Source organism: Methylorubrum podarium (assembly GCF_040270385.1).
Lineage (GTDB): Bacteria > Pseudomonadota > Alphaproteobacteria > Rhizobiales > Beijerinckiaceae > Methylobacterium > Methylobacterium podarium.
The window spans coordinates 47,855-68,842 of sequence record NZ_JBELQE010000062.1 but is presented as its reverse complement, the minus strand read 5'-3'; the positions used below and the strand labels follow the sequence as shown (position 1 = coordinate 68,842).

Sequence of the window (20,988 nt, the reverse complement as noted above, 5' to 3'; positions counted from 1 at the left end):
TGAGTACGTTCAGATTTTTATCTCGCAATGCAGCGATTGCACTGCAGCAAGCCGAAACTTGTCATTATCTTGCATCTTGGCCGTTTCGAAAGGTTCTCAACGGCACGAGGCATTTGCGCTGAACGCCGAAGTTTGGCAATCAAGTTCAGCTTCTCCAGGGAGGGCGCCTCAAACCGAGCAACGTCCGTTGGCCATCCCGGCCCGGCTCGGCAAACCACAATCAAAATCCAAGGACGCACGCATGACCGCACTTTTGCTGATCATCGTGGGCGGGCTCTGCGCCGTTGCCTACGGTGTTGTGACGATCCGTGACGTGATGCGAAGGGATGCGGGCACGCAGCGCATGCAGGAGATCGCAGGCGCCATCGCCGAGGGCGCGCAGGCCTATCTGAGGCGGCAATACGCGACCATCGGCATCGTCGGCCTCGTTCTCTTCGTCCTTCTGGCCTACTTCCTCGGCATCAAGGTCGCCATCGGCTTCCTGATCGGCGCGGTGCTCTCGGGCGCGGCCGGCTTCATCGGCATGAACGTCTCGGTTCGCGCCAACGTCCGCACGGCGCAGGCCGCCACGCAGTCGCTCGGCGGCGGCCTGGAGGTCGCCTTCAAGTCCGGTGCGGTCACCGGCATGCTGGTGGCGGGCCTCGCGCTGCTGGGCGTCGCCCTCTACTACCTGTTCCTCACCCGCGGCGCCGGCCTGGCACCGGGTAGCCGCGAGGTCATCGACGCGCTCGTCGCCCTCGGCTTCGGCGCCTCGCTGATCTCGATCTTCGCCCGCCTCGGCGGCGGCATCTTCACCAAGGGCGCCGACGTCGGCGGCGACCTCGTCGGCAAGGTTGAGGCCGGCATTCCGGAGGACGATCCGCGCAACCCCGCCACCATCGCCGACAACGTCGGCGACAACGTCGGCGACTGCGCCGGCATGGCCGCGGACCTGTTCGAGACCTACGCCGTGACGGTGGTCGCCACGATGGTGCTGGCCGCGATCTTCTTCGCGGGCAACGCCGCCGTCCTCGAAGCGATGATGCTCTATCCGCTGGCCATCGGCGCGGCCTGCATCATCACCTCGATCGCCGGCACCTACGCGGTCAAGCTCGGCGCCAACCAGTCGATCATGGGGGCGCTCTACAAGGGGCTGATCGCCGCCGGCGTGCTCTCGATCGCCGCGATCGCTGGCGTGAATTTCGCCCTGTTCGGCGGGTTCTCGACCATGTTCACCACGAATACCGGCCTCACCTTCACCTCGGGTGCCCTGTTCGGCTGCGCCGTGCTCGGCCTCCTCATCACCGCCCTGATCGTCGTCATCACCGAGTACTACACCGGCACGAACTTCCGGCCGGTGAAGTCGATCGCCACCGCCTCCGTCACCGGCCACGGCACCAACGTGATCCAGGGCCTGGCGATCTCGCTCGAATCGACGGCGCTGCCGGCCATCGTCATCGTGGCCGGCATCATCGCCACCTACGCGCTCGGCGGCCTGTTCGGCATCGCCATCGCGGTGACCGCCATGCTGGCGCTCGCGGGCTTCATCGTCGCCCTGGACGCCTTCGGCCCCGTCACCGACAACGCGGGCGGCATCGCCGAGATGGCGGGCCTGCCCTCCGACGTGCGCAGGGCGACCGACGCGCTCGACGCCGTCGGCAACACCACCAAGGCGGTGACCAAGGGCTACGCCATCGGCTCGGCGGGCCTCGGCGCCCTGGTGCTGTTCGCCGCCTACACCTCGGACCTGAACTACTTCATCGCCAATGCGAGCCCGACGCAGTACCGCTTCTTCCAGGGCGTCTCCGTCGATTTCTCGCTCTCCAACCCCTACGTCGTGGTCGGCCTCCTGCTCGGCGGCCTGATCCCGTTCCTGTTCGCGGGCATCGCCATGACGGCGGTGGGCCGCGCCGCGGGCGCGGTGGTGGAGGAGGTGCGGCGCCAGTTCCGGGAGAAGCCCGGCATCATGCAGGGCACCGACCGGCCCGATTACGGCCGCGCCGTCGACATGCTGACCCGCGCGGCGATCAAGGAGATGATCATCCCCTCGCTCCTGCCGGTGCTGACGCCGATCGTGCTGTTCTTCGTGATCCAGCCGATCGCCGGCAAGAGCCAGGCCTTCGCCACCGTCGGCGCCTCGCTGCTCGGCGTGATCCTGACCGGTCTCTACGTCGCGATCTCGATGACCTCGGGCGGCGGCGCCTGGGACAACGCCAAGAAGTACATCGAGGACGGCCATCACGGCGGCAAGGGCTCGGACGCCCACAAGGCGGCGGTGACCGGCGACACCGTCGGCGATCCCTACAAGGACACGGCGGGCCCCGCCGTGAACCCGGCGATCAAGATCACCAACATCATCGCCCTGCTGCTGCTCGCGGTGCTGGCGCACGCCTGATCACAGGCCGCCTTCGCGCCTCGCATCCGAGGCGCCTGAAACCAGAGAGGGCCGCTCATCGTGAGCGGCCCTCGCCCGTTCCGGGTCGCGGTTCAGGCGCCCATGATCGTCCGGGCGATCGTGTTGTGCTGCTCGTCGGCGGCCTTGGCCTCGTCGAGCGAGGTCTGCATGGCCCGCGCCGTCTTGCTCTCGCCGAGATGCTCGGCATAGGCGCGGATCGTGCCGAAGGCCGCGATCCAGTAGTGCAGCGCGAGTTGGCCATTGGCGATGATGCCGAGATCGCGCGAGGCGTCGTCGGGCGCCTGCTGCCGGATCTGACGGCTGACCTCGTAGAGCCCCTCCAGCACCGGATTCTTCTGCTCGCCGCTGCCGCCGACCTGCTGAAGCGCTTGGTCGATCCGCTGGGCCCATTGCTGCGCGGTCGTGTTGCCCTGCTCCAGGGCGGCTTTGAGGTCGGGATGGCGGGCGTCGTTCCGGATCTCGTCGGTGGCGGCCGCAGCCACCTTGCCGCCGTTCTTCATGGCGGCGAGGCCCTGGGCCACGAGCGTCTTGAGAGCGTCGTCGTTCATCGTCGTCCTCCGGGTTGAGCATAGGACGGCGGGAGAGTGCCGCACCGCCAGTCTCGGGAGAACGCCGCAAAATTGGATTGTGCGGCCGGTGCGACAATTGACGACATGATTTGCTTGTTTAGTTGGCAATATTTGAAGTATAACTCATGTTGTGTTTCTATGCCGGCGCCATGACCTTCGAAATGTCGGCGCGGCGTATGTCACCAACTTGGACAAGGTTCGCTTTTTCCGACGCGTTCGGGCGATGCCGACGTATCGCGGATCGCTTTCCCGCAGCGAAAAAGAAAAACCCGCCGCGGACGGTCCGCGGCGGGTTTTTCCCGACCTGATAGGCGACCGCGGAAAACCTTAGTCGCAGCTCTCCTTGGTGACCGTCTTGCGGTCGCCCATGTCGTTTTCCTTGGTCACCGACTTGGTGGCGCAGCCGGTCGAGGTGCTCTCGCGCCGCTCGACGGTGGTCGAGGAGGTGGTGGCCGGGCGGTCGACGACGACCCGGTCCGGCGCGTCGCGCTCGATCACGGTGGTCTGGGCGCTCGCACCGGACACTCCGGCCAGCGTCAGGATCGCGGCGGCGGCGAGAAGGGATTTGCGCATAAAATCCTCCGAGAAGGTCAAAACTGCGCGAGTAACGGCGAGCGAACCTGAACCGTTCCAGCGAAACCGCAGGCAAATTTTCGCTCCGTGCCACAGGCCCGAAGCGTATCCGCGCGGGCGATCTAGGGTGCAGACCGCGGCACAGCGCCGATGCAGCGTGGGTGTACGCGCCGCCGGGCATAAGCGGCACAACGATTTCGTGAGGGACCCCGGCCGGCAGGGCCGGGGTTGCGTCGGAGACTTGTGCTCGATCCTCTCGCCCGAGGCTGCCCGACCATGACCCGATCCCTGACCGCCCTCGCCGTCGCGCTGCTCGCCGGAACGGTGGCATGCCCCCTCCCCGTCCGGGCGCAGGAGGGGAAGGCCGCGCTCAGCAAGGTCGCGCGTTTCGAGCATCAGGTCACCGGCGTCACCGTCGCCCGCGACGGGCGCATCTTCGTCAACTTCCCGCGCTGGAGCGAGGACGCGCCGGTCTCGGTGGCCGAACTCAAGGACGGCAAGCCCGTCCCCTTCCCCGACGATCAGTGGAACGCGTGGCGCAACGCGCGGGCCGACGAACTCTCGCCGAAGGATCATTTCGTCTGCGTGCAGAGCGTCGTCGCCGACGGGCAGGACCGGCTCTGGGTGGTGGATGCCGCGGCCCCCGCGATGGCCCACGTGATCAAGGATGGGCCGAAGCTCGTCGGGATCGACCTGAAGACCAACACGGTGATCAAGACGATCCCCTTCGACACCACCACGGTGCTCCAGGCCTCCTACCTCAACGACGTGCGGATCGCGCCGGACGGGAAGACGGCCTACCTCACCGATTCCGGGGCCGAGGGCGCGCTAATCGTCGTCGATCTCGACAGCGGCTCGGCCAAGCGCATCCTCTCGGGCGATCCCTCGACCATGCCCGACAAGTCGGTCACCGTGAGCTACGACGGCAAGCCGCTGCGCCGGCCCGACGGGCGGGGCGTGGAATTCGCCGCCGACGGCATCGCGCTCTCGAACGACGGCAAGACGCTCTACTGGCAGGCGATCAAGGGCAAGACGCTCTACAGCCTGCCGACCGACGCGCTCACCGGCTGGGCCGCCGCCTCTCTGGTGCCCGACACGCTCACCGACAAGAGCCTCGCGGGCAAGGTCGCGAAGGTCGGCGAGAACGGCGTCGCCGACGGACTGCTGATCGCCCGCCGCGACGGGCGGATGTACGTGACCTCCCCGCAGGACAATGCGGTGAAGGTGCGCGACCTGTCCGGCGGCAAGGACGGGTTGACGACCCTGGTGCAGGATCCGTCCCTGCGCTGGCCGGACACCTTCGGCGAGGGACCGGACGGGACGATCTACGTCACCACCTCGCACATCCAGGATTCGGCCGACTACAAGCCGGGCGCGCCGATCAGCCTGCCGACGGAATTGTGGGCGATCAAGCCGCCCGCGCCCGACGCCACGGGCTCGACCGGAGCCGCACCGGCACGCTGAGGGGGAACCGGCTGATCAGCTCTCCTGAAGCGCGGCCGGCACGTCGGTGCCGATCAGGCGCGCCCGGAGCGGCTGGGCCCGCCCCGTCAGGGTCAGCTCCTGGAGCGCGCCGGGGGGAAGGCCGGCGGCCTCGTAGACGGCCTCCGAGACGATCGCGACCTGCCGCATCGGTCCGGTCAAGCTCTCCAGCCGGGCGGCGACGTTGACCGTGTCGCCGAGCACGGTGAAGCGGGATTCGGTCTCGTCGCCGAGCTCGCCGACGATGGCCGTGCCCGCATGCAGGCCGACGCCGTAGCGCAGGCGCTCGCCGAGGTCGGCGGCGAGCATGCGGTTGAGCTGCTCCACGTGGCGCGCGATGCCGTCGACCGCCTTCAAGGCGTCGCGGGCGGCGTGTTTCGGGTCGCGGTCGAGGCCGAAGATCGCCATCAGCCCGTCGCCGAGATGCTGGTTCACCGATCCGCCCGACTCGCGCACCGCCCGGCCGACCGCGCCGAGGAAGCGGCCGATGACGAAGACGGTGTCGTAGGGCAGGTGCTCCTCGGCGAACCGGGTCGAGCCGCGCAGGTCCGCGAACAGCACGACGACGAAGCGCTCCTCGCCGGTCGCGGCCCGCTCCGCGTCGGGCACGGATCGGGCGCGGGCCTGCGGCGTGAACAGCGGCGCCACGGTGAGATCGCCGTCGGGACGGAGCTGGCAGGCGAGCCGGATGCCGGGACTCGCGCCGATCCGGTCCAAGACGAGCCGCTCCGCCCGTTCCGGATCCGGCAGGCCGCGACCGCGCTCCGCATCGACCACCCGGATGCGGCAGGTCGAGCAGCGGCCCCGCCCGCCGCAGACGCTCGCATGCGGGATGCGGCCGCGCCGGCTCGCCTCGAGGACGCTGCTGCCCCGCGGCACGCGGACGGTGCGCCCGTCGGGATAGCCGATGCGCACGAAGCCGCCCCGCGTCTCGGCGAAGGTGCGGGCGCCGCGGGCCAGCAGGACGAGGGCGAGGGCCGTCATGTAGGCCGAGAACAGCCCGCGGCGGATCGCGCCGAGCCGCTCGCTCTGGGCCGAAAGGCCGAGTTGGTTCGGCCCGAGCTCCAGCGCCCGCCACGCCGGATCGGCGGCCAAAGCCGCCACGCTGCGTCCGCCCTGGACGATCCCGAGGAGCGCCAGCACCGGCACCAGCACCGCGCCCGCGAGCAGCCAGGGCGCGGCGCGGGGGAAGCCGCGCTTGAGCCGGAGCCAGAAGTACAGGCCGAAGCAGCCGTGCAGCCACGCCACGACGAGGCCCGCCGCCTGCATCATGCCCTGGCCCGGCGCGGCGACCCAGGTGGCGTAGAGGACTTGGGGATAGCCGCGATCCAGCCCCTCCAGGCTCCAGGCGAGACGGGTGCCGACGACATGGCTGAGGAGCAGCATCGGCACCGCGAGGCCGAGCAGGAGTTGCGCGGTCTCGGCCGGCCGCACCCGGTAGAAGCGCCGCTCGTAGAAGGCCTGGAGGCCGAGGGCGAGATGCAGGAGAAGCGCACCGTAGAGAAGCAGCAGGGCCGGCGGCGTGCGCCAGAGCGCGGCCTTCACGGTGAGCCCGCTTTCCAGCGCGTCGAGGGAGACGTTGCCGAGCGCGTGAACGATGAGATGCGTGAGCACGTAGGCGAACAGCACGAGGCCGCTGCCGAGACGAAGCTGACGCAGGGTCGGGCGGGCGAGCCAGCGCGGGCGGAAGGGGCGGTCACCGCCCGGACGCGCCGCCTGCTCCACCGCCCCCGCTCCCCTGTCTCAAGGCCTGTTCCACCGCCTTCATAGCGCGCGGCGCCGCAACGACGAAGCCATCTCCGGCGAGCGGAAAAATCGCGCGTGCCATGTCACGCCGCGGGGGCTCGCCTCGTCATGGCTGCGAGGCGACGGAACGGGCGGCCTGACGCCCGGCGTGGCCGAGGCCGTGGCTATGCCGCGCGCGGCACCCGCTCGCTGAGCCTGAACGGTTGGCCTCTCACGACGGAGCGGCCAGCACCTCCTCCAGGGTGATGACGCGCCTCGACTCGCCGAAGCGACGCAGCAGCGCCGACTGGCGGAAGCGGGGGTCGCCGGTCACCTCCCGGCCGAGCCAGGCCGGGCGCTCGAAGGCCTGCCCCTCGTGGTCGAGCTCCACCTCGGCCAGGATCATGCCCTCCAGGATGCCGCCATAGACATCGACCTCCCAGACCAGTCCGGCATAGGGCACGCAGTGGCGCGTCTTCTCGATGAAGCAGGTTTCGCAGACGAGGCTCAGCATCGATTCCGCGTCGCCCCGCGGGATCTCGTACTCGAATTCCGGCCGTCCGAGCCCGACGCGCTCACCCTTGACCGTCAGCCACGCCCGGCCCTCGTCGAGCCGCACACGCACCTTGTTCCCCGTCTCGAACTGCCCGATCAGCCCGTCCGTGAGCCGGCGGCGACTGGTGACACCCGCCCGCCAGCCCTCATCGGCCACGAGGAATTTCCGCTCGACCTCGAAACGCATTACCGCGAAAAACTTTGGCAGCGGAAACGTTCCCGCCCCTTCAACCCGGCTCGGTTACGGCAGAGTTCGGTTGCGGACAATCGGCCCCCGCGCAGGCCACGGCCCCAACCTTAGCGGATTGGAAGCTCCACGGATCGATTGACACGGTCGAACGGCACGGGAGCCGGGTTCGCATCGGACCACCCTCCGAGGCGCCCGGCTCCGCTCGTGCGCGGCGCGGCCTCAGCGCCAGAACGGCTTGGTGTCGACGAGATCCTCGTGCGCCTCGGCCGCGGCCTCGAGGAGCGTGCGGGTGCGCGCCTCGATGTCCGCCGCGGTCATCCCGGCGACGAACAGGGTCGAGGCGCCGACGGATTCGACGGTCATGTCCCGCATCAGCTCGTCGCCGGTGGCGATGTCGTTGAGTGCGCCGAGATGGTCCTGAAGGTCGGACAGCGCCTTGCCGAAGGCCGCGTGGCGCTTGCTCGCCTTCTTGCCGGGGAAGAGCGCGGCGAAGAACTCGGCGCCGTAGCGCAGCTTCTTGGCGGCGATGCGCACCCGGTGGCGCTCCTCGGGGTCGAGCTCGTCGAGGTCGCGCCCGCGTCGCTTCACCTGCCGCCGCCGCCGGTCGAGTTCGCGGGCGGCGAAGACGCGCGCCGGCTCTTCGCGCAGGGAGGTGCGGCCGGGGCTCTCGTCCCGCAGCCACGGGCCGGCATTGATCCAGCCGACGAGGTCGAGCAGCAGCATCCGCCACGCATCCGAGCCGAGGAGCGCGGCGATGTCGCGATAGGCTTGCGCGCGTTCCTCCTCGAGCTGCCGCTCCAGGCCGAGCAGGCCGGTCTCGTCCGGGTGCCGCTCGCGCTCGGCCGGCAGGACGGTGGCGAGGAAGACGTCGAGGTTGCGCGCCCGGCCCAGCGGCTCGGTGACCTCCTTCAGCTCCGTCCGGATGCGCACGCCGAGGGGATCGTCCACGAGGTCGCCGAACAGCGAGAAGGCCGAGCGCAGGCGGCGGATCGAGACGCGCATCTGGTGCAGGGCATCGACGTCGCGGCCCTTGAGCAGGATGTCCTCGTTGATGCGCATCTGGCGCAGGCAGGCATGGGCGACGGCGCGGAACGCCTCGGCCGCGCTCATGTCCTCGCGCAGCGGCACGGGCTCGGCCTTGCGCACCCGGTCGAGCTTGCCCGTGGCCAGGGCGTAGCCGCGCTCGGCCTTGCTGCGCACGCCGAGGCGGACCGGCACGAGGTTCGCGATGGCCTGCGCGAGGGCGAACAGGTCGCTCGCGGTCCCGTCCTTCAGTTCGAGCTCGACCTCGCAGAGCGGCAGGATGCGGTCGCCGGCGGCGGGCGCCTCGATCCGCCCGGTATCGAGCGCGACCTCGATGCGCGACTCGCCCTGCTCGACGAGGTAGGTCCGCCGGGTCACCCGGGTGATGAAGAGCGGCTCCAGCGCCGCGTCGGCATCGACGAGCCGCGCGAACGGCGTGTCGGCGAGGGCCGCCCGATCGGGCTCCGAGCGCTCGACCGGCTGCTCCCATTCCGGCCGGTCGAACAGGCCGTCACCCTCGGCCTTGAGGGTCTGGACGAAGCGGCCGCCGCTCTCGCGGACCCGCAGGCCGAGCTTGGCCGCCAGCAACTGCCGGTCGGGCGTGTCGAAGTAGACGGAGGCGAGTTCCGCTTCGTCCTGCGCCGCCGCTTCCCGCAGGAGCGGGTGATTCTGCAGGGTGGTGAGGTCGGACGGCTCGCATTCCAGCTTCAGCTCGATCTCGCGCGGTTCGCTCATGCGGTTTCGTCCTGCTCCTCGTAAGGGTTGTGGCGGGTGCAAGGCTGCATCCTGCCGCATCGTCGGTGACAGGTACAACGCGGCTGAGACGGTCATGGATCACGCAGGAGCGTGACGATCCGGCGACGGAAGCCGGCTCAGGGCGTCGGTCACCTCCGCCATCGAGGGCCGCGCCCGGGTGTCGGCCTGGCAACAGGCCCGCCCCAGGGCGCGCAGGGCCGCGACCCCCTCGGGCTCGCCCGTGCAGCGGTCGAGCAGCTCACCGAGGAGGAGGCCCCAGGCGCGCGCTTCGACCCGCTGCCAGGCGGCTCCGGCCTCGCCGGCCGGCAGCAGGGAGGCGGCCCCGAAATCGCTCAGCACGGCCTCGCCCGCGCCACCGTCCCAGAGCGTGTTGTGCGCGTAGAGGTCGCCGTGGAGCACCCCTCGGCCATGGAGATGGGCCGCCGCCCGAGCCACGCCTGCCGCGATGCGTAGCGCCGTGTCAGGCGGCAGGGCGAGGTCCGGCGCGTAGACGTCGCGGCTGCAGCTTTCCAGGCTCGGCGGCCCGGCCAGAACCCGCCAGCCGTCTGGGATCAGCGGCATCAGGAGCCCTTGCACCCCGTCCGGGTGCCCCTCGATCCGCCCGAGGGCGCCGGTGAGATGGGGGTGTCGGCCGGCGGCGAGGCAGGCCTCCATCTCGCGCTCGGGCAGCCCGTCGCTGGTCATCCGGCCCTTGAACAGCTTCGCCGCGACCGCCTCCTCCCCTTCCAGATTACGCCAGACGGCCCGATAGGTCCGCCCCGATGCGCCTTCGCCGAGGCAGGGACCGAGTGTAAGCGCGTCCCACGACACGCGCGGCACCCGGGCCGGCGGCGCCTCCCCGTCGAGGGGATTGCCGGCCCATGCGATCCAGGCGAGCCGCGGCAGCGCCGCGAGCCACGCGGGCAGCGCCGCGAAGCCGTTGGCGGAGAGGCGCAGCAATTCGAGACGCTCGGCGTTCTCCAGCGAGGTCGGCAGGCTCCGCAGCCGGTTTCCCGCCAGCATCAGTTTCTGCAGAAGCGGGCGCCGGCCGACCGCGTCGGGCAGGTGCTCGATGCGGTTGTCGGTCAGCGTGAGCCAGCGCAGGCCCCGGGGCAGCGCCTCGCCGGGCACTTCGCGCATCCCGGTGGCGCGGAAGCCGATCTGGCTCAGGGCCGGGCAGTCCCCGAGCGCGGGCGGCAGCCGTTCGAAGCGGTTGTTCGAGCAGAACAGGACACGCAGCCGCTTGAGCCGCCCGATCTCGTCGGGGAGCGCGGTGAGGCCGCATCCGCTGAGATCGAGCACCTCCAGGGTTTCGGCGAGCCCGAAGAGTTCGGGCGGGAATTCGGTCAGCGCTTCGCCGAGGCGCAGCACCTTGGCCCCGGCGAGATCGCCGCGGCGGAGGGCCTGCAGCGTTGGGAGCGGTGGAACGTCCATGAAAGTCTCGCGCGTCGCTCCCGCCGGGATGGCGGCCCGGCGCTCCGCGATCAACCCTCCGAAGAACGCAGGCTCATTCTTCGAAGGCCGAGGCGCGTCAGGATCGCCGCGGCGACGAGGAAGGGCAGAGCGACGATCAGAGCCGCCAGCGCGTCATCTCCGATCAGAGCCGCCAACGCGTCGCGGAGCGCGAACAGCAACAGGACCAGCGACGCGAGGACGAGCAGGAGCGCCCCGCCGAACAGCGTCACGAGCGATGCGAGCGCGCGCAGATTGCCCCGGATCTCTGCCCGAGCGAGCCGAAGGAGGTTGCCGAGATGCGCGCCCGCATCGCGGAGGGTGGCCAGTATCAGGACGGCCGTGGTGCGCGGGTCCTGGTCCGGTCGAGCGCCCGGGGCGCTCCGCTCGCTGACACGGGTCTCCTCAACCACCGCCTGACGCCCTCTCCACGCCTGAGAGGGCGCCGATCGCCCCTCACTGCATGCTCCGCCATAGCAGAACGATGATCGCGAATCCGAAGAGGTTGTAGCCGATCGCCCATAGAATCATGATCCGAAGGGCTCCGCTCGACGTCGAACCGCGCGCGGTGGCCGGCTTGGCCCGGTCCCCTCCGCGAGGCCGAGGAGGCGGCTGCCGGGGCGCCGGCGCGGACAGAAACCGGGTCAGGGATTCCGGGAGCGGTCGCTGCGGCGAGACGTCGTCGGCCATGGGCGCCAACCTGTCGGATGCGCGCCGCCCGCACAACATCCTTCGTGGCGGGTCTAGGGCGCGACGGCTTCGGTTTCACGACCCGAGCGGCTCGTAAAGCGCCTGGTCCGTACTGCTTGCCGCACGGAACGTGTTCCGGGCAATCAAAAACCCGCCAAGTCGTTGACCGGGCGGGCGAAATCAGTGGTGAGCGCGCTGGGACTCGAACCCAGGACCTACAGATTAAAAGTCCGTTGCTCTACCAACTGAGCTACGCGCTCGCATCCGGTTCGCGCTCAGCGCCGCGGGGCGGGCCGGTTGCGCTCGGAGCGTGGGGCTCGCAATAGGGGCTCGGGGCGGGAGGGTCAACACGGCTCGGTGGGCCGCCAACCGGTGAGTCGATACGAAGACCGATGAGCAGAGCGAACCCGGCGGGCTCGCCGCCGGAATGGCGGCGTTTCGTCCTGCTGTTCCTGAGCGTGATGGCCGTCGCGGGCATGGCCTGCATCGGCTTCATCGCCGCCCTCGACCCCTACGGCCTGCGGTCCGGCCCCGGCCGGGCGCAGGGGCCGCTGATGGATGGCAACCAGCGCTTCATGTATCCGCAGGTGGCGCGCAGCGGCGCCTACGACGCGGCGGTGTTCGGCACCTCGACCCTGCGCCTGCTCGACCCGGCGGAGCTCGGCCGCGCCTTCGGCGGGCGCTTCGCCAACCTGTCGATGAACGCGGCGACCCCCTACGAGCAGAGCGAACTCGCCCGGCTGTACCTGCGCCACGAGCGGCCGACGACGCTGATCCTCGGCATCGACCCGACCTGGTGCGAGCCGGATGCGGACGAGCGCCGCCTGACCTTCCGCGCCTTCCCCGCCTGGCTCTACCAGCCGATCACGGCGTGGGACGTGCTGGTTCAGGTGAACTGGCAGAGCCTCGGCACCGCCTTCGAGGCCGCGCTGCACCGGCTCGGGCTCGCCCGCGCGCGGCTCGCGGGCAACGGCTACGCGGTGTTCACGCCGCCGGAAGGACTTTACGACGCGGCCCGCGCGCAGGCGCATATCCGCGCAGCTCAGGCGATCCTGGCCGCCGCCGAGGCCGAGCCGGGCTACCGGCCGACGCCCGCCGACGCTCCGATGCCGGCGCTGGGCTGGCTCGACGCGCTGCTGGCGCAGGCCCCGCCCAAGACCCGCAAACTCGTGGTCCTCCCGCCCGTCCACGTCTCGCAGCAGGGCGCGCCCGGCTCGCCCGCCGCGGCGCGGGAGGCCGCCTGCAAGGCGGAGGTGGCGCGGATCGGCACGGTGCGCGGGGCAAGCGTGGTCGATTTCCGCATCCCCTCCCCGATCACGACGCAGGACACGAACTACTGGGATCCGCTGCATTACCGCCTGCCGGTCGCCGCGCGCATCGTGGCCGGGCTGAAGGCCGCGCAGGCGAGCGGGCGCGACGATCTTGAGGGCGCCTACCGGGTCCTGGCGCATGCGCCGGACCGGCGGGACGAGCCGCGGCACCCGCCGGAACATCCCTGAACCGCGCCCTGGAACCGACGGTTTCCTGTGGCGGATGCATGGCTTGGCCTGCCACATGCCGGCCGCACTCTCGCCCGATCGGCAGGCTCTACACCCCGCGGCCCGGCCAAGCCGGGCCACCCTCGCGCCGCACCGTTCTCGAGAGCGGCTGCGGGCGGGGACGTGATGTCGGAGTTGTCGAGAGTCTCATGTTCGCACGCACAGCCATCGCCCTGATGATCACCACGAGCGCGGCCTTCGCCGGCCCGGCGCCGTCCGCCGACCGCGAGGCCCTGCGCCAGCACTGCACCGGGGATTACCTGAGCTATTGCGGCGAGTTCGCGCCCGACAGCGCCGAGGTGCGCGCCTGCTTCAAGCAGAACAAGGCCAAGCTCTCGCCGAACTGCCAGGCGGCCATCACCAGCTACAACAAGGCCCAGAAGCGCGCCGACCTCCGCTGAAGTCGGCGAGGGCGCGTCCCGCGGCCGTCAGCCCTTCGCTTCGGCCTCCGCCCGCGCCCAGCCGTCCTTGGTCTCGGCCACGAAATCCGCGAGCCGCCCGGCCGCGATCGCCGCCCGCATGCCGGCCATCAGCGCCTGGTAGTAGGCGAGGTTGTTCCAGGTCAGCAGCATCATCCCCAGGATCTCGTCCGAACGGACGAGGTGGTGGAGATAGGCGCGGGAATAGTCCCGTGCCGCCGGGCAGTCCGAGGCCTCGTCGAGGGGCCGCGTGTCCTCGGCGTGGCGGGCGTTGCGCAGGTTGATCCGGCCGTGCCGGGTATAGGCGAGGCCGTGGCGGCCGGCGCGGGTCGGCATCACGCAATCGAACATGTCGATGCCGCGCATCACCGACTGCATCAGGTCGTCCGGCGTGCCGACGCCCATGAGGTAGCGCGGCTTCGTGGCAGGCAGGTGCGGCTCGACGGTCTCGATCATCGCCAGCATCACCGCCTGCGGCTCGCCGACGGCGAGGCCGCCGATGGCGTAGCCCTTGAGGTCGAGACCGGTCAGCGCCCGCGCGCTCTCGACGCGCAATTCCGGCACGTCTCCGCCCTGGACGATGCCGAACATCGCCTTGCCCGGCTGCTCGCCGAAGGCGACGCGGCAGCGCTCGGCCCAGCGCAGGGACAGGTGCATCGCCTTCTCGATCTCCGCCCGCTCGGCCGGCAGGCGCACACACTCGTCGAGCTGCATCTGGATGTCGGAGCCCAGAAGCCCCTGGATCTCGATGGAGCGCTCCGGGCTCATCCGGTGGGCGGTGCCGTCGATGTGCGAGCGGAAGGTCACGCCCTCCTCGTCGATCTTCCGGAGGGCTGAGAGCGACATCACCTGGAATCCGCCGGAATCGGTGAGGATCGGCCCGTCCCAGCGCATGAAGCGGTGGAGCCCTCCGAGCCGCGCCATCCGCTCGGCGCCGGGGCGCAGCATCAGGTGGTAGGTGTTGCCGAGCACCACGTCGGCGCCGAGGTCGCGCACCTGCTCCGGGTACATCGCCTTGACGGTCGCGGCCGTGCCCACCGGCATGAAGGCCGGCGTGCGGATGTTTCCACGCGGCATGCTGATGTGGCCGGTGCGGGCTTGTCCGTCGGTGGCGGCGACGGTGAAGGAGAAGTCGAGGGGATCTGTCATCGGTCCGGGGATGTCGGGGCGGTCGCGCCGGCCTGATAGCCCGCGGCGGCGTCGATCAGGAAACGCATCGTGGCGAGGCCGGCCCGCATCTCCGCCGGGGAGACCTGCTCCAGCGCGCCGTCGCGGGCGTCGAGCGCGTCCCACACCGCCTGCCGATGGTCCTCCGGCAGGCGATCCAGCACGAAGCGTCCGCCCTCGCTCTTCGAGACGATCCGCCCGGTGGCGAGGGTGCAGAGGATTCGGCTCACGCCCAACACACCCCGTTCGAGAGTTTTCGCGTCGCAGGCGGCGTCCGGTGCCTTTAAGGCGAGCGCCGCGTCGCACTCTTCGATCCAGGGCCGCCAGTATCGGTCGAGATCGGCCAGGGCGTGGGCGCGAAGCGCCGCGTCGTCGTCGGCGATGCCGAGCGCGGCGGGCGTGGCGCCGAGGATCGGCCGGCCCGAGCGGGCGAGGCAGCGCCAGAGGACCGGGCTGACTTCGCGGCAGGGTTCGCTGGTGCGGAGCTGCCCGTCCTCACTGAAGGGCAGGACGGCGCCCGGCTGCGGCGGTTGCCGCAGGGCGTCGATCGGCAGGTAGACGCCGTCGAAATGCGGCCCGCCGGCCTGGGCGAGCGCAGCGTGGACCCGCCCCAGCGCCTGCGTGTCCGCCTCGCCCGGCGGCCCGTCGAGGAGGGCGACGAAGTCGATGTCGCTGCGGCCGGGCCGGAAATCGCCGAGCGCCACCGAGCCGACGAGGTAGAGGCCGCGCAGCCTCGGTCCCCCCTCGCCCGCCATCAGGCCGAGGAAGCGATCGACCCTGCGGGCGACGTCGACCCGCAGCGGCGGGCGCCGGCTGCTCATCGGGGAGCCCTCATGGCGCGCCCTCCGGAAACAGCAGGCTGGCATCGCCGTAGGAGTAGAAACGGTAGCCCGAGGCGATCGCGTGGGCGTAGGCCGCGCGCATGGTGTCGAGGCCGGAGAAGGCCGAGACCAGCATGAACAGGGTCGAGCGCGGCAAGTGGAAGTTCGTCACCAGGGCATCGACCGCGCGGAAGCGGTAGCCCGGCGTGATGAAGATGTCGGTGGCCCCCGAGAACGGGCGGAGGGTCCCATCGGGCCCCGCCGCGCTCTCCAGCAGCCGCAGGGCGGTGGTGCCGACGGCGACGATCCGGTTGCCCCGCGCCCGGACGGCGTCGAGCCGAGCGGCGGTGGCGGCGTCGAGGATGCCGATCTCCGCGTGCATCCGGTGGGCGTCGGTGTCGTCCGCCTTCACGGGCAGGAAGGTGCCGGCCCCGACATGCAGGGTGACGTGGACCCGCTCGATCCCCGCCGCGTCGATCGCGCCGAGCAGGGCGTCCGAGAAATGCAGTCCGGCGGTGGGGGCGGCGACCGCGCCGGGCTCGCGGGCGTAGACGGTCTGGTAGTCGGTGGTGTCCCGCGCGTCGGTGGGCCGCTTGCCCGCGATGTAGGGGGGCAGCGGCAGGGCGCCGAGCGCCGCGATGGCCTCGTCGAGCGCCGGCCCGGCGAGGTCGAAGCGCAGCAGGATCTCGCCGCCCTCCCCCCGCTCCTCCACCGTGGCGTCGAGCCCGGCCATGGCGCAGACCTCGCTGGTCGTCTCGCCCTCGCCGAAGCGGATGCGGTCGCCGGGCGCGAGGCGCTTGGCCGGGCGGGCGAAGGCGCGCCAGCGGTCGGGCGCCTCGCGCAGGTGCAGCATCGCCTCGCAGCGCTGCCCCGCGCCGCCCGCCCGGTGGCGGATGCCGGAGAGCCGGGCCGGGATCACCCGCGTGTCGTTGAAGACGAGGGCGTCGCCGGGGTTCAGGAGCGCGGGCAGGTCGCGCACGCCGCGATCCGCGAGGCTTTCGCCGGGGCGCACCACGAGCAGGCGGCTCGCGTCGCGCGGGCTCGCCGGCCGCAGCGCGATCGAAGCCTCCGGCAACTCGAAATCGAACAGGTCCACGCGCATCTGAGCGCATCAGCACGGATGCGCGCCCGACGCAAATGGCGGATTGATCGCAGCGGCGGCCGAGGGCAGCATGCGGCCGGGAGACGGGCAGATGGCAGACGTCCTGATCGTCGGCGCCGGGCCGGTCGGCCTGACGCTCGCCTGCGAACTCGCGCGCTACGGCGTCGGCGTCCGGCTGATCGATCGGGCGCGCGAGGCGACGCAGACCTCGAAGGCGCTCGTCGTCTGGTCGCGCACCCTCGAGCTGATGGACCGGATGGGCTGCACCGCGGCCTTCCTCGCGGCGGGCCTGCGCGCCCGCGGCGCGACCCTGCGCGGCGGCGGCCGGGTGCTCGGCGGTCCCGACTTCTCCGATATCGCCAGCCCCTACGCCTTCGGCCTGATGATCCCGCAGCGCGACACCGAGCGGCTGCTGGCCGAGCACCTGCGGGAATTCGGGGCCGCGGTCGAGCGCGAGGTCGAACTCACCGGCTTCGCGCAGACGCCCGACGGGGTCGAGGCGCGGCTCTCCCATGGCGACGGGCGCGAGGAGCGGGTGGCGGCGCCGTTCCTGGTCGGCTGCGACGGCGCCCACAGCGCCGTGCGCCACGGCCTCGGCCTGCCCTTCCGCGGCACGGCCCAGGGCGACGACTGGCTGCTTGCCGACATCCGCCTCGACGGCGCGGGCGCCCCGCCCGACGACGAGATCGCGGTCTATTTCCACCGGGACGGTCCCTTCGTGATCTTCCCGATCCCCGGCGGGCGGGCGCGGGTCGTCGCCACGGTCGGCCGGGCGGACGGGCGGCCGAAGCCGGATCCGACGCTGTCCGAGGTGCAGGCCCTGGTCGCCGCGCGGGCCGGTCCCGGCATCCGGGTGTCCGACCCGGTCTGGCTCAGCCGCTTCCGCATCCACGAGCGCAAGGTCTCAGAGTACAGGCGCGACCGCGTCTTCCTGGCGGGCGACGCCGCGCATATCCACAGCCCGGCCGGCGGCCAGGGCATGAACACCGGCATGCAGGACGCGGTGAACCTCGCCTGGAAGCTCGCCCTTGTGCTGCGCGGGGCGGCCGCCCCGGGCCTCCTCGACAGCTACAGCCCTGAGCGAAACGCCGTCGGCGAGATGGTCCTGCGCAATGCCGGGCGGCTCACCGTGATGGCGACGCTCGCCAACCCCCTCGCCCAGGCGGTGCGCAATCGAGCCCTGCATCTGCTTCTCGGTCTTCACGCGGTGAGACGGCGGATGGCGGCGACGATGAGCGAGATCGAGATCGCCTATCCCGCCTCCCCGCTCTCGGTCGGGCCGGGCGCCGGCCGGCGCTGGCGGCCGGAGGATGCGGCCGGGCCCCCGCCCGGTGCCGGCGCCGACCCGCGCTTCGTTCTCTACGCCGCGGATCCCGAGCGCGGGACGGCGCTGGCCGCACGCTTTCCCGGCCTGGTCCAGCCCGCGCCGCGAAACAATCCGGAGCCCGGACGCCTGCATCTGGTCCGGCCCGACGGCTATGTCGGCCTCGCCGCCGGCGCCGCCGATTGGGATGCCGCCGAGCGATACCTGAAAGAATGCGGGACAGTCTGAGCGCGGCGCAGCCGAGCCGCGTTCTCGCGCGTTGATCCACCGTTTCGACGGAGGAAACCGCCCACGATGAGATGGTACGCCGTAAGCCCGCGCGATCCCGCCGACCCGCGCTGGCCCCTGCCGGAGACGCCGCGGATCACCCTCAAGGCCGAGGATCCGGACGACGCCCGCCGCCGCTTCGAGGAGGCCTATCCGAGCGAGCCCTTCGGCACACCGGGTCATCCGACCGGCGATGTCGGGCTCGGCAGCTTCCGGGGCGATGCGGAGGCACTGGTGGTCGAGGAGACCGATGCGCCGCCCGCGCCGGAGGCCTGACATGCACCGCCGGCCCCCGAGGATGGTCGCGCCATGACCGAAACCGGCAAGAAGCCGCCGCACGAGACGCTCGACGCGCAGCTTGTGCGCTACTGGGAGCGGGAGGCGGCCCGCTTCGATGAGCTGTCCGCGCGGGCGAGCTTCGGCTGGATCGCCCGCAACTATGCGCGCCGGGCACAGCGGGCCCGCGAGAAGGCCGAGCGCTCCCGCGCGAAGGAGGTCGCCCGCGGCCGCCTGCCCGCCTCCGCGCTCGCGCCGCACGTGGGAGGCGATAGCCCGAGCTAAAACCTTTGCCGTGGCCTTCCGGAGGCGCGGATCGTAAGGGCGGGGCATCCCTCCCCGCGCCCTGAAGTCGCATGACCGGAACCGAGAAGGCCGCCCTGGCGAGCGCTGCCGTCGGCGTGCTCGTCACCGCGCTGAAGTTCACTGCCTACTGGCTCACCGGCAGCCTCGCGCTCTATTCCGACGCGCTGGAAAGCATCATCAACGTCGTGGCCGCGGCCTGCGCGTTCCTGGCCGTGCGCGTCGCCGCGCAGCCGGCCGACGAGGACCATCCCTACGGCCACCACAAGGCCGAGTATTTCTCCGCGGTGATCGAGGGGGCGCTCGTCATCGTCGCCGCCCTGCTGATCCTGCGCGAAGCCTATTTCGGCATCCTCGACCCGAAGCCGCTCGATGCGCCCGCGCTCGGCCTGGCGGTGAACGGCGTCGCCACCGTCGTCAACGCGGTCTGGGCGCTGCTGCTGTTCCGGCGCGGCCGGCGGCTGCGCTCGCCCGCCCTGATGGCCGATGCCCGCCACATCTTCGCCGACGTGGTCACCTCGGTCGGCGTGCTCGCCGGCCTCGGCCTCGTCCTCGCCACCGGAACCCTGGTGCTCGATCCGATCGTCGCGGGCCTGGTCGCCCTCAACATCCTGTGGTCGGGCTGGACGATGGTGCGCGATTCGGTCAACGGCCTGATGGATCAGGCGGCCTCGCCGGAGATGGTCAGCCGCATCCGCGGCCTGATCTCGGCCCACAGCGAAGGTGCGCTGGAGGCCCACGACGTGCGCACCCGCCACGCGGGCAGCGCCACCTTCATCGACTTCCACCTCGTCGTGCCGGGCGAGATGACCGTGTTCGAATCCCACGCGATCTGCGACCGTCTGGAAGGGGTGATCGAGGCGGAGATCGAGGGCGCGGTGGTGGTGATCCACGTCGAGCCCGGCGATCAGGCCAAGGGCCGCGGCGTGCCGGTGATCTGACGGCCGGTTCGGCTCGCGACGCGGTACGGGCGTTCCTACCGGCTGCTCCGATGAGCCAGGTAGGCTGCGAGCCCTGCCACGGGAGGGGCCGCCGCGAGGACGAAGCCCGCGACCTTCCACGCCGCCCCTTCGGCCAGCATGACGGCGAGCCCGGCGATCGTGACACCCGTCACCGCCAGCGCGACGCGGGTGGGATGGCGAGCCCAGGTCATGCCGCTTGCCCCGCCCCGCGCCCCGCCTCGGCGGAGGTTCGGCGGCGCGGGCGGCGCGCGTACCAGAGCCACGCCCCGTTGCCGGTGATGAAGAGGGTGAACCACGCGCAGGCGGTCCAGAGCAGCTTGAGCGGCAGGCCGCCGTAATCGCCGAAATGCAGCGGGTGCGAGAGCTGCGTCACCACGAGGTACCAGGGCAGCGTCGCGATCTCGGCCACCCGCGCATCCGCCGCATCGACCAGGGCGATCTCGAACAGCCGCTTCTGAAGACCTTCCGGCCCCAGCAGCAGCACCGTGAAATGCCGCCCGGTGGAGAAGGCGCTGCCGGGATAGAGCATCAGGCTCGTCCGCCAGCCGGGCTTGGCCGCTTCCGCCGCGGCGCGAACCGCGTCGAGGGAGGCGCCCGGTCCGGCCGCGAGGTCGTGGCCTTGTCCACCGTGAGCGGCGGCGAGGCGCTGCAACTCGGTCGCCTGCCAGACCTTCAGGGCGATGTCGCCGAGCGCGAGGGTGACCCCGGTGGCGCTGACGAGGAGCGCCCAGCCGAGGGTCACCGTGCCGAGGAAGTTGTGCAGGTCGCGCTGGCGCAGGCGCTCGCCCCGGCCGCGCCGGATCAGGCCGAAGGCGAGCCCCCGGATGAAGGGACCGTAGATCACGACCCCCGAGACGAGGCAGATCACCACCAGCAGGGCGACGACCCCGCCCGCCAGCTCGCCCGGCAGGCCGAGGAACCAGTTGGCGTGCAGGGTGAGGATGATGCCGGTCGGCGTCGAGCGCGGATCGGGCGCCGCGATCGTCGTGCCGCGATACCGGTCGATCACGACGGGCTTGGCCCCGTCGAAGGTGCGGGCGCCCGGCTCCACGAGGCTGACCGTGACGCGCTCGGGATGGTCCGCGTCGAAGACCAGGGCCAGCGGCTGCCGTCCCGGCGCCACGGCCTTCGCGGCGGCGACGATCTCGGAGAGCGGGCGCTCGGGCGTGCCCGGTGCGGGCGCCTCCGCGTGTGCCGCGTAGCCCAATCCCTCGTCGATCTCCTCGTGGAAGATCAGGATCGTGCCGGTGATGCAGAGGATCAGGAAGAACGGCGCCGCGATCAGTCCGGTCCAGCGGTGCAGCCACAGCCCGACCCGGAAGGCGCGCGAGGTCGTGAAGCGGACCGGGCCGGCCGCCGCCGTACCGGGCGGCCGCTGCGCCGTCGTCTCCGCCACGCTGTGCGCCGGCTGCGTCACGGC

The 20,988-nt window shown here is 71.4% G+C and carries 20 protein-coding genes and 1 tRNA gene; 8 read left to right on the top strand and 13 right to left on the bottom strand.

What is annotated here, in order from left to right:
- The first annotated feature begins 241 nt into the window (after positions 1–241).
- Entirely contained in the window at positions 242–2,374 is a 2,133-nt protein-coding gene (locus ABS772_RS11165) for a sodium-translocating pyrophosphatase (RefSeq protein WP_350394517.1), read from the top strand.
- Between the two features lie 92 nt (positions 2,375–2,466).
- On the opposite strand, the gene ABS772_RS11160 is transcribed toward ABS772_RS11165, so the two are convergent.
- On the bottom strand, positions 2,467–2,943 hold the full coding sequence (locus tag ABS772_RS11160; RefSeq protein WP_350394515.1) for a DUF892 family protein: 477 nt from the start codon (positions 2,941–2,943) through the stop codon (positions 2,467–2,469).
- A gap of 348 nt (positions 2,944–3,291) precedes the next feature.
- Entirely contained in the window at positions 3,292–3,537 is a 246-nt protein-coding gene (locus ABS772_RS11155) for a hypothetical protein (RefSeq protein ID WP_350394513.1), read from the bottom strand.
- A gap of 276 nt (positions 3,538–3,813) precedes the next feature.
- Here ABS772_RS11155 and ABS772_RS11150 point away from each other — a divergent pair, with 276 nt between their 5' ends.
- Positions 3,814–5,001, top strand: a complete 1,188-nt coding sequence (locus ABS772_RS11150) for an L-dopachrome tautomerase-related protein (protein WP_350394512.1) — start codon at positions 3,814–3,816, stop codon at positions 4,999–5,001.
- Positions 5,002–5,016: 15 nt separating this feature from the next.
- Here the strand turns inward: ABS772_RS11150 and ABS772_RS11145 are convergent, their stop codons facing one another.
- The 6 genes from ABS772_RS11145 to ABS772_RS11120 form a co-directional block, all read right to left on the bottom strand.
- Positions 5,017–6,744, bottom strand: coding sequence for an adenylate/guanylate cyclase domain-containing protein (locus ABS772_RS11145; RefSeq protein ID WP_350394510.1), 1,728 nt, complete (start codon positions 6,742–6,744; stop codon positions 5,017–5,019).
- A gap of 232 nt (positions 6,745–6,976) precedes the next feature.
- Positions 6,977–7,486, bottom strand: coding sequence for a CYTH domain-containing protein (locus ABS772_RS11140; protein WP_350394508.1), 510 nt, complete (start codon positions 7,484–7,486; stop codon positions 6,977–6,979).
- Between the two features lie 222 nt (positions 7,487–7,708).
- Positions 7,709–9,247, bottom strand: a complete 1,539-nt coding sequence (locus tag ABS772_RS11135; RefSeq protein ID WP_350394506.1) for a CYTH and CHAD domain-containing protein — start codon at positions 9,245–9,247, stop codon at positions 7,709–7,711.
- 99 nt (positions 9,248–9,346) lie between these two features.
- Positions 9,347–10,681, bottom strand: coding sequence for a leucine-rich repeat-containing protein kinase family protein (locus tag ABS772_RS11130; protein ID WP_350394504.1), 1,335 nt, complete (start codon positions 10,679–10,681; stop codon positions 9,347–9,349).
- A 50-nt stretch (positions 10,682–10,731) separates the two neighbouring features.
- Complete coding sequence (locus tag ABS772_RS11125) at positions 10,732–11,112, bottom strand: phage holin family protein (protein WP_350394502.1); 381 nt, start codon at positions 11,110–11,112, stop codon at positions 10,732–10,734.
- A gap of 461 nt (positions 11,113–11,573) precedes the next feature.
- Positions 11,574–11,649, bottom strand: a tRNA-Lys gene (locus ABS772_RS11120).
- 132 nt (positions 11,650–11,781) lie between these two features.
- On the opposite strand from ABS772_RS11120, the gene ABS772_RS11115 reads away from it, so the two are divergent.
- Both ABS772_RS11115 and ABS772_RS11110 read left to right on the top strand, forming a co-directional pair.
- Positions 11,782–12,888 carry a hypothetical protein gene (locus ABS772_RS11115; protein ID WP_350394500.1) on the top strand — a complete coding sequence of 369 codons (1,107 nt, stop codon included), beginning with the start codon at positions 11,782–11,784 and terminating at the stop codon, positions 12,886–12,888.
- A 188-nt stretch (positions 12,889–13,076) separates the two neighbouring features.
- Entirely contained in the window at positions 13,077–13,328 is a 252-nt protein-coding gene (locus ABS772_RS11110) for a hypothetical protein (protein ID WP_350394499.1), read from the top strand.
- A 27-nt stretch (positions 13,329–13,355) separates the two neighbouring features.
- Here ABS772_RS11110 and tgt read toward each other — a convergent pair whose 3' ends face one another.
- From tgt to queA, 3 genes are read right to left on the bottom strand one after another with little or no spacing between them, the layout of a single operon-like run.
- Positions 13,356–14,495, bottom strand: a complete 1,140-nt coding sequence (gene tgt, locus ABS772_RS11105) for a tRNA guanosine(34) transglycosylase Tgt (protein ID WP_350394497.1) — start codon at positions 14,493–14,495, stop codon at positions 13,356–13,358.
- A complete protein-coding gene (locus ABS772_RS11100) occupies positions 14,492–15,334 on the bottom strand; it encodes an aminoglycoside adenylyltransferase domain-containing protein (protein WP_350394496.1) in 843 nt (280 codons plus the stop codon). The genes tgt and ABS772_RS11100 overlap by 4 nt, the downstream gene beginning before the upstream one ends.
- A 10-nt stretch (positions 15,335–15,344) precedes the next feature.
- Positions 15,345–16,436, bottom strand: coding sequence for a tRNA preQ1(34) S-adenosylmethionine ribosyltransferase-isomerase QueA (gene queA / locus ABS772_RS11095; RefSeq protein ID WP_350394495.1), 1,092 nt, complete (start codon positions 16,434–16,436; stop codon positions 15,345–15,347).
- Positions 16,437–16,527: 91 nt separating this feature from the next.
- Here queA and ABS772_RS11090 point away from each other — a divergent pair, with 91 nt between their 5' ends.
- The 4 genes from ABS772_RS11090 to ABS772_RS11075 all read left to right on the top strand — a co-directional run bounded on the left by ABS772_RS11090 (position 16,528) and on the right by ABS772_RS11075 (position 19,547).
- Positions 16,528–17,988 carry an FAD-dependent monooxygenase gene (locus ABS772_RS11090; RefSeq protein WP_350394494.1) on the top strand — a complete coding sequence of 487 codons (1,461 nt, stop codon included), beginning with the start codon at positions 16,528–16,530 and terminating at the stop codon, positions 17,986–17,988.
- Positions 17,989–18,054: 66 nt separating this feature from the next.
- Positions 18,055–18,303 (top strand): hypothetical protein, encoded by a 249-nt coding sequence (locus tag ABS772_RS11085; RefSeq protein WP_350394493.1) that lies wholly within the window; start codon positions 18,055–18,057, stop codon positions 18,301–18,303.
- Positions 18,304–18,336: 33 nt separating this feature from the next.
- Positions 18,337–18,588 carry a hypothetical protein gene (locus ABS772_RS11080; protein ID WP_350394491.1) on the top strand — a complete coding sequence of 84 codons (252 nt, stop codon included), beginning with the start codon at positions 18,337–18,339 and terminating at the stop codon, positions 18,586–18,588.
- 71 nt (positions 18,589–18,659) lie between these two features.
- Positions 18,660–19,547, top strand: coding sequence for a cation diffusion facilitator family transporter (locus tag ABS772_RS11075; RefSeq protein WP_238254753.1), 888 nt, complete (start codon positions 18,660–18,662; stop codon positions 19,545–19,547).
- A gap of 35 nt (positions 19,548–19,582) precedes the next feature.
- Here the strand turns inward: ABS772_RS11075 and ABS772_RS11070 are convergent, their stop codons facing one another.
- Both ABS772_RS11070 and ABS772_RS11065 read right to left on the bottom strand, forming a co-directional pair.
- Positions 19,583–19,759, bottom strand: a complete 177-nt coding sequence (locus ABS772_RS11070; RefSeq protein WP_350394490.1) for a hypothetical protein — start codon at positions 19,757–19,759, stop codon at positions 19,583–19,585.
- The gene (locus ABS772_RS11065; RefSeq protein ID WP_350394488.1) at positions 19,756–20,985 is read right to left on the bottom strand and encodes a PepSY-associated TM helix domain-containing protein; all 1,230 of its coding nucleotides are present in this window, start codon (positions 20,983–20,985) and stop codon (positions 19,756–19,758) included. The genes ABS772_RS11070 and ABS772_RS11065 overlap by 4 nt, the downstream gene beginning before the upstream one ends.
- Positions 20,986–20,988: the final 3 nt, after the last annotated feature.

Coding starts and splice junctions, on each gene's coding strand:
- ABS772_RS11135 (WP_350394506.1), bottom strand. CDS start 9,247: ATGAGCGAACCGCGCGAGATCGAGCTGAAGCTGGAATGCGAGCCGTCC.
- ABS772_RS11090 (WP_350394494.1), top strand. CDS start 16,528: ATGGCAGACGTCCTGATCGTCGGCGCCGGGCCGGTCGGCCTGACGCTC.
- ABS772_RS11085 (WP_350394493.1), top strand. CDS start 18,055: ATGAGATGGTACGCCGTAAGCCCGCGCGATCCCGCCGACCCGCGCTGG.
- queA (WP_350394495.1), bottom strand. CDS start 16,436: ATGCGCGTGGACCTGTTCGATTTCGAGTTGCCGGAGGCTTCGATCGCG.
- ABS772_RS11140 (WP_350394508.1), bottom strand. CDS start 7,486: ATGCGTTTCGAGGTCGAGCGGAAATTCCTCGTGGCCGATGAGGGCTGG.
- ABS772_RS11160 (WP_350394515.1), bottom strand. CDS start 2,943: ATGAACGACGACGCTCTCAAGACGCTCGTGGCCCAGGGCCTCGCCGCC.
- ABS772_RS11100 (WP_350394496.1), bottom strand. CDS start 15,334: ATGAGCAGCCGGCGCCCGCCGCTGCGGGTCGACGTCGCCCGCAGGGTC.
- ABS772_RS11165 (WP_350394517.1), top strand. CDS start 242: ATGACCGCACTTTTGCTGATCATCGTGGGCGGGCTCTGCGCCGTTGCC.
- ABS772_RS11110 (WP_350394499.1), top strand. CDS start 13,077: ATGTTCGCACGCACAGCCATCGCCCTGATGATCACCACGAGCGCGGCC.
- ABS772_RS11075 (WP_238254753.1), top strand. CDS start 18,660: ATGACCGGAACCGAGAAGGCCGCCCTGGCGAGCGCTGCCGTCGGCGTG.
- ABS772_RS11080 (WP_350394491.1), top strand. CDS start 18,337: ATGACCGAAACCGGCAAGAAGCCGCCGCACGAGACGCTCGACGCGCAG.
- ABS772_RS11130 (WP_350394504.1), bottom strand. CDS start 10,681: ATGGACGTTCCACCGCTCCCAACGCTGCAGGCCCTCCGCCGCGGCGAT.
- ABS772_RS11155 (WP_350394513.1), bottom strand. CDS start 3,537: ATGCGCAAATCCCTTCTCGCCGCCGCCGCGATCCTGACGCTGGCCGGA.
- ABS772_RS11115 (WP_350394500.1), top strand. CDS start 11,782: ATGAGCAGAGCGAACCCGGCGGGCTCGCCGCCGGAATGGCGGCGTTTC.
- ABS772_RS11070 (WP_350394490.1), bottom strand. CDS start 19,759: ATGACCTGGGCTCGCCATCCCACCCGCGTCGCGCTGGCGGTGACGGGT.
- ABS772_RS11150 (WP_350394512.1), top strand. CDS start 3,814: ATGACCCGATCCCTGACCGCCCTCGCCGTCGCGCTGCTCGCCGGAACG.
- tgt (WP_350394497.1), bottom strand. CDS start 14,495: ATGACAGATCCCCTCGACTTCTCCTTCACCGTCGCCGCCACCGACGGA.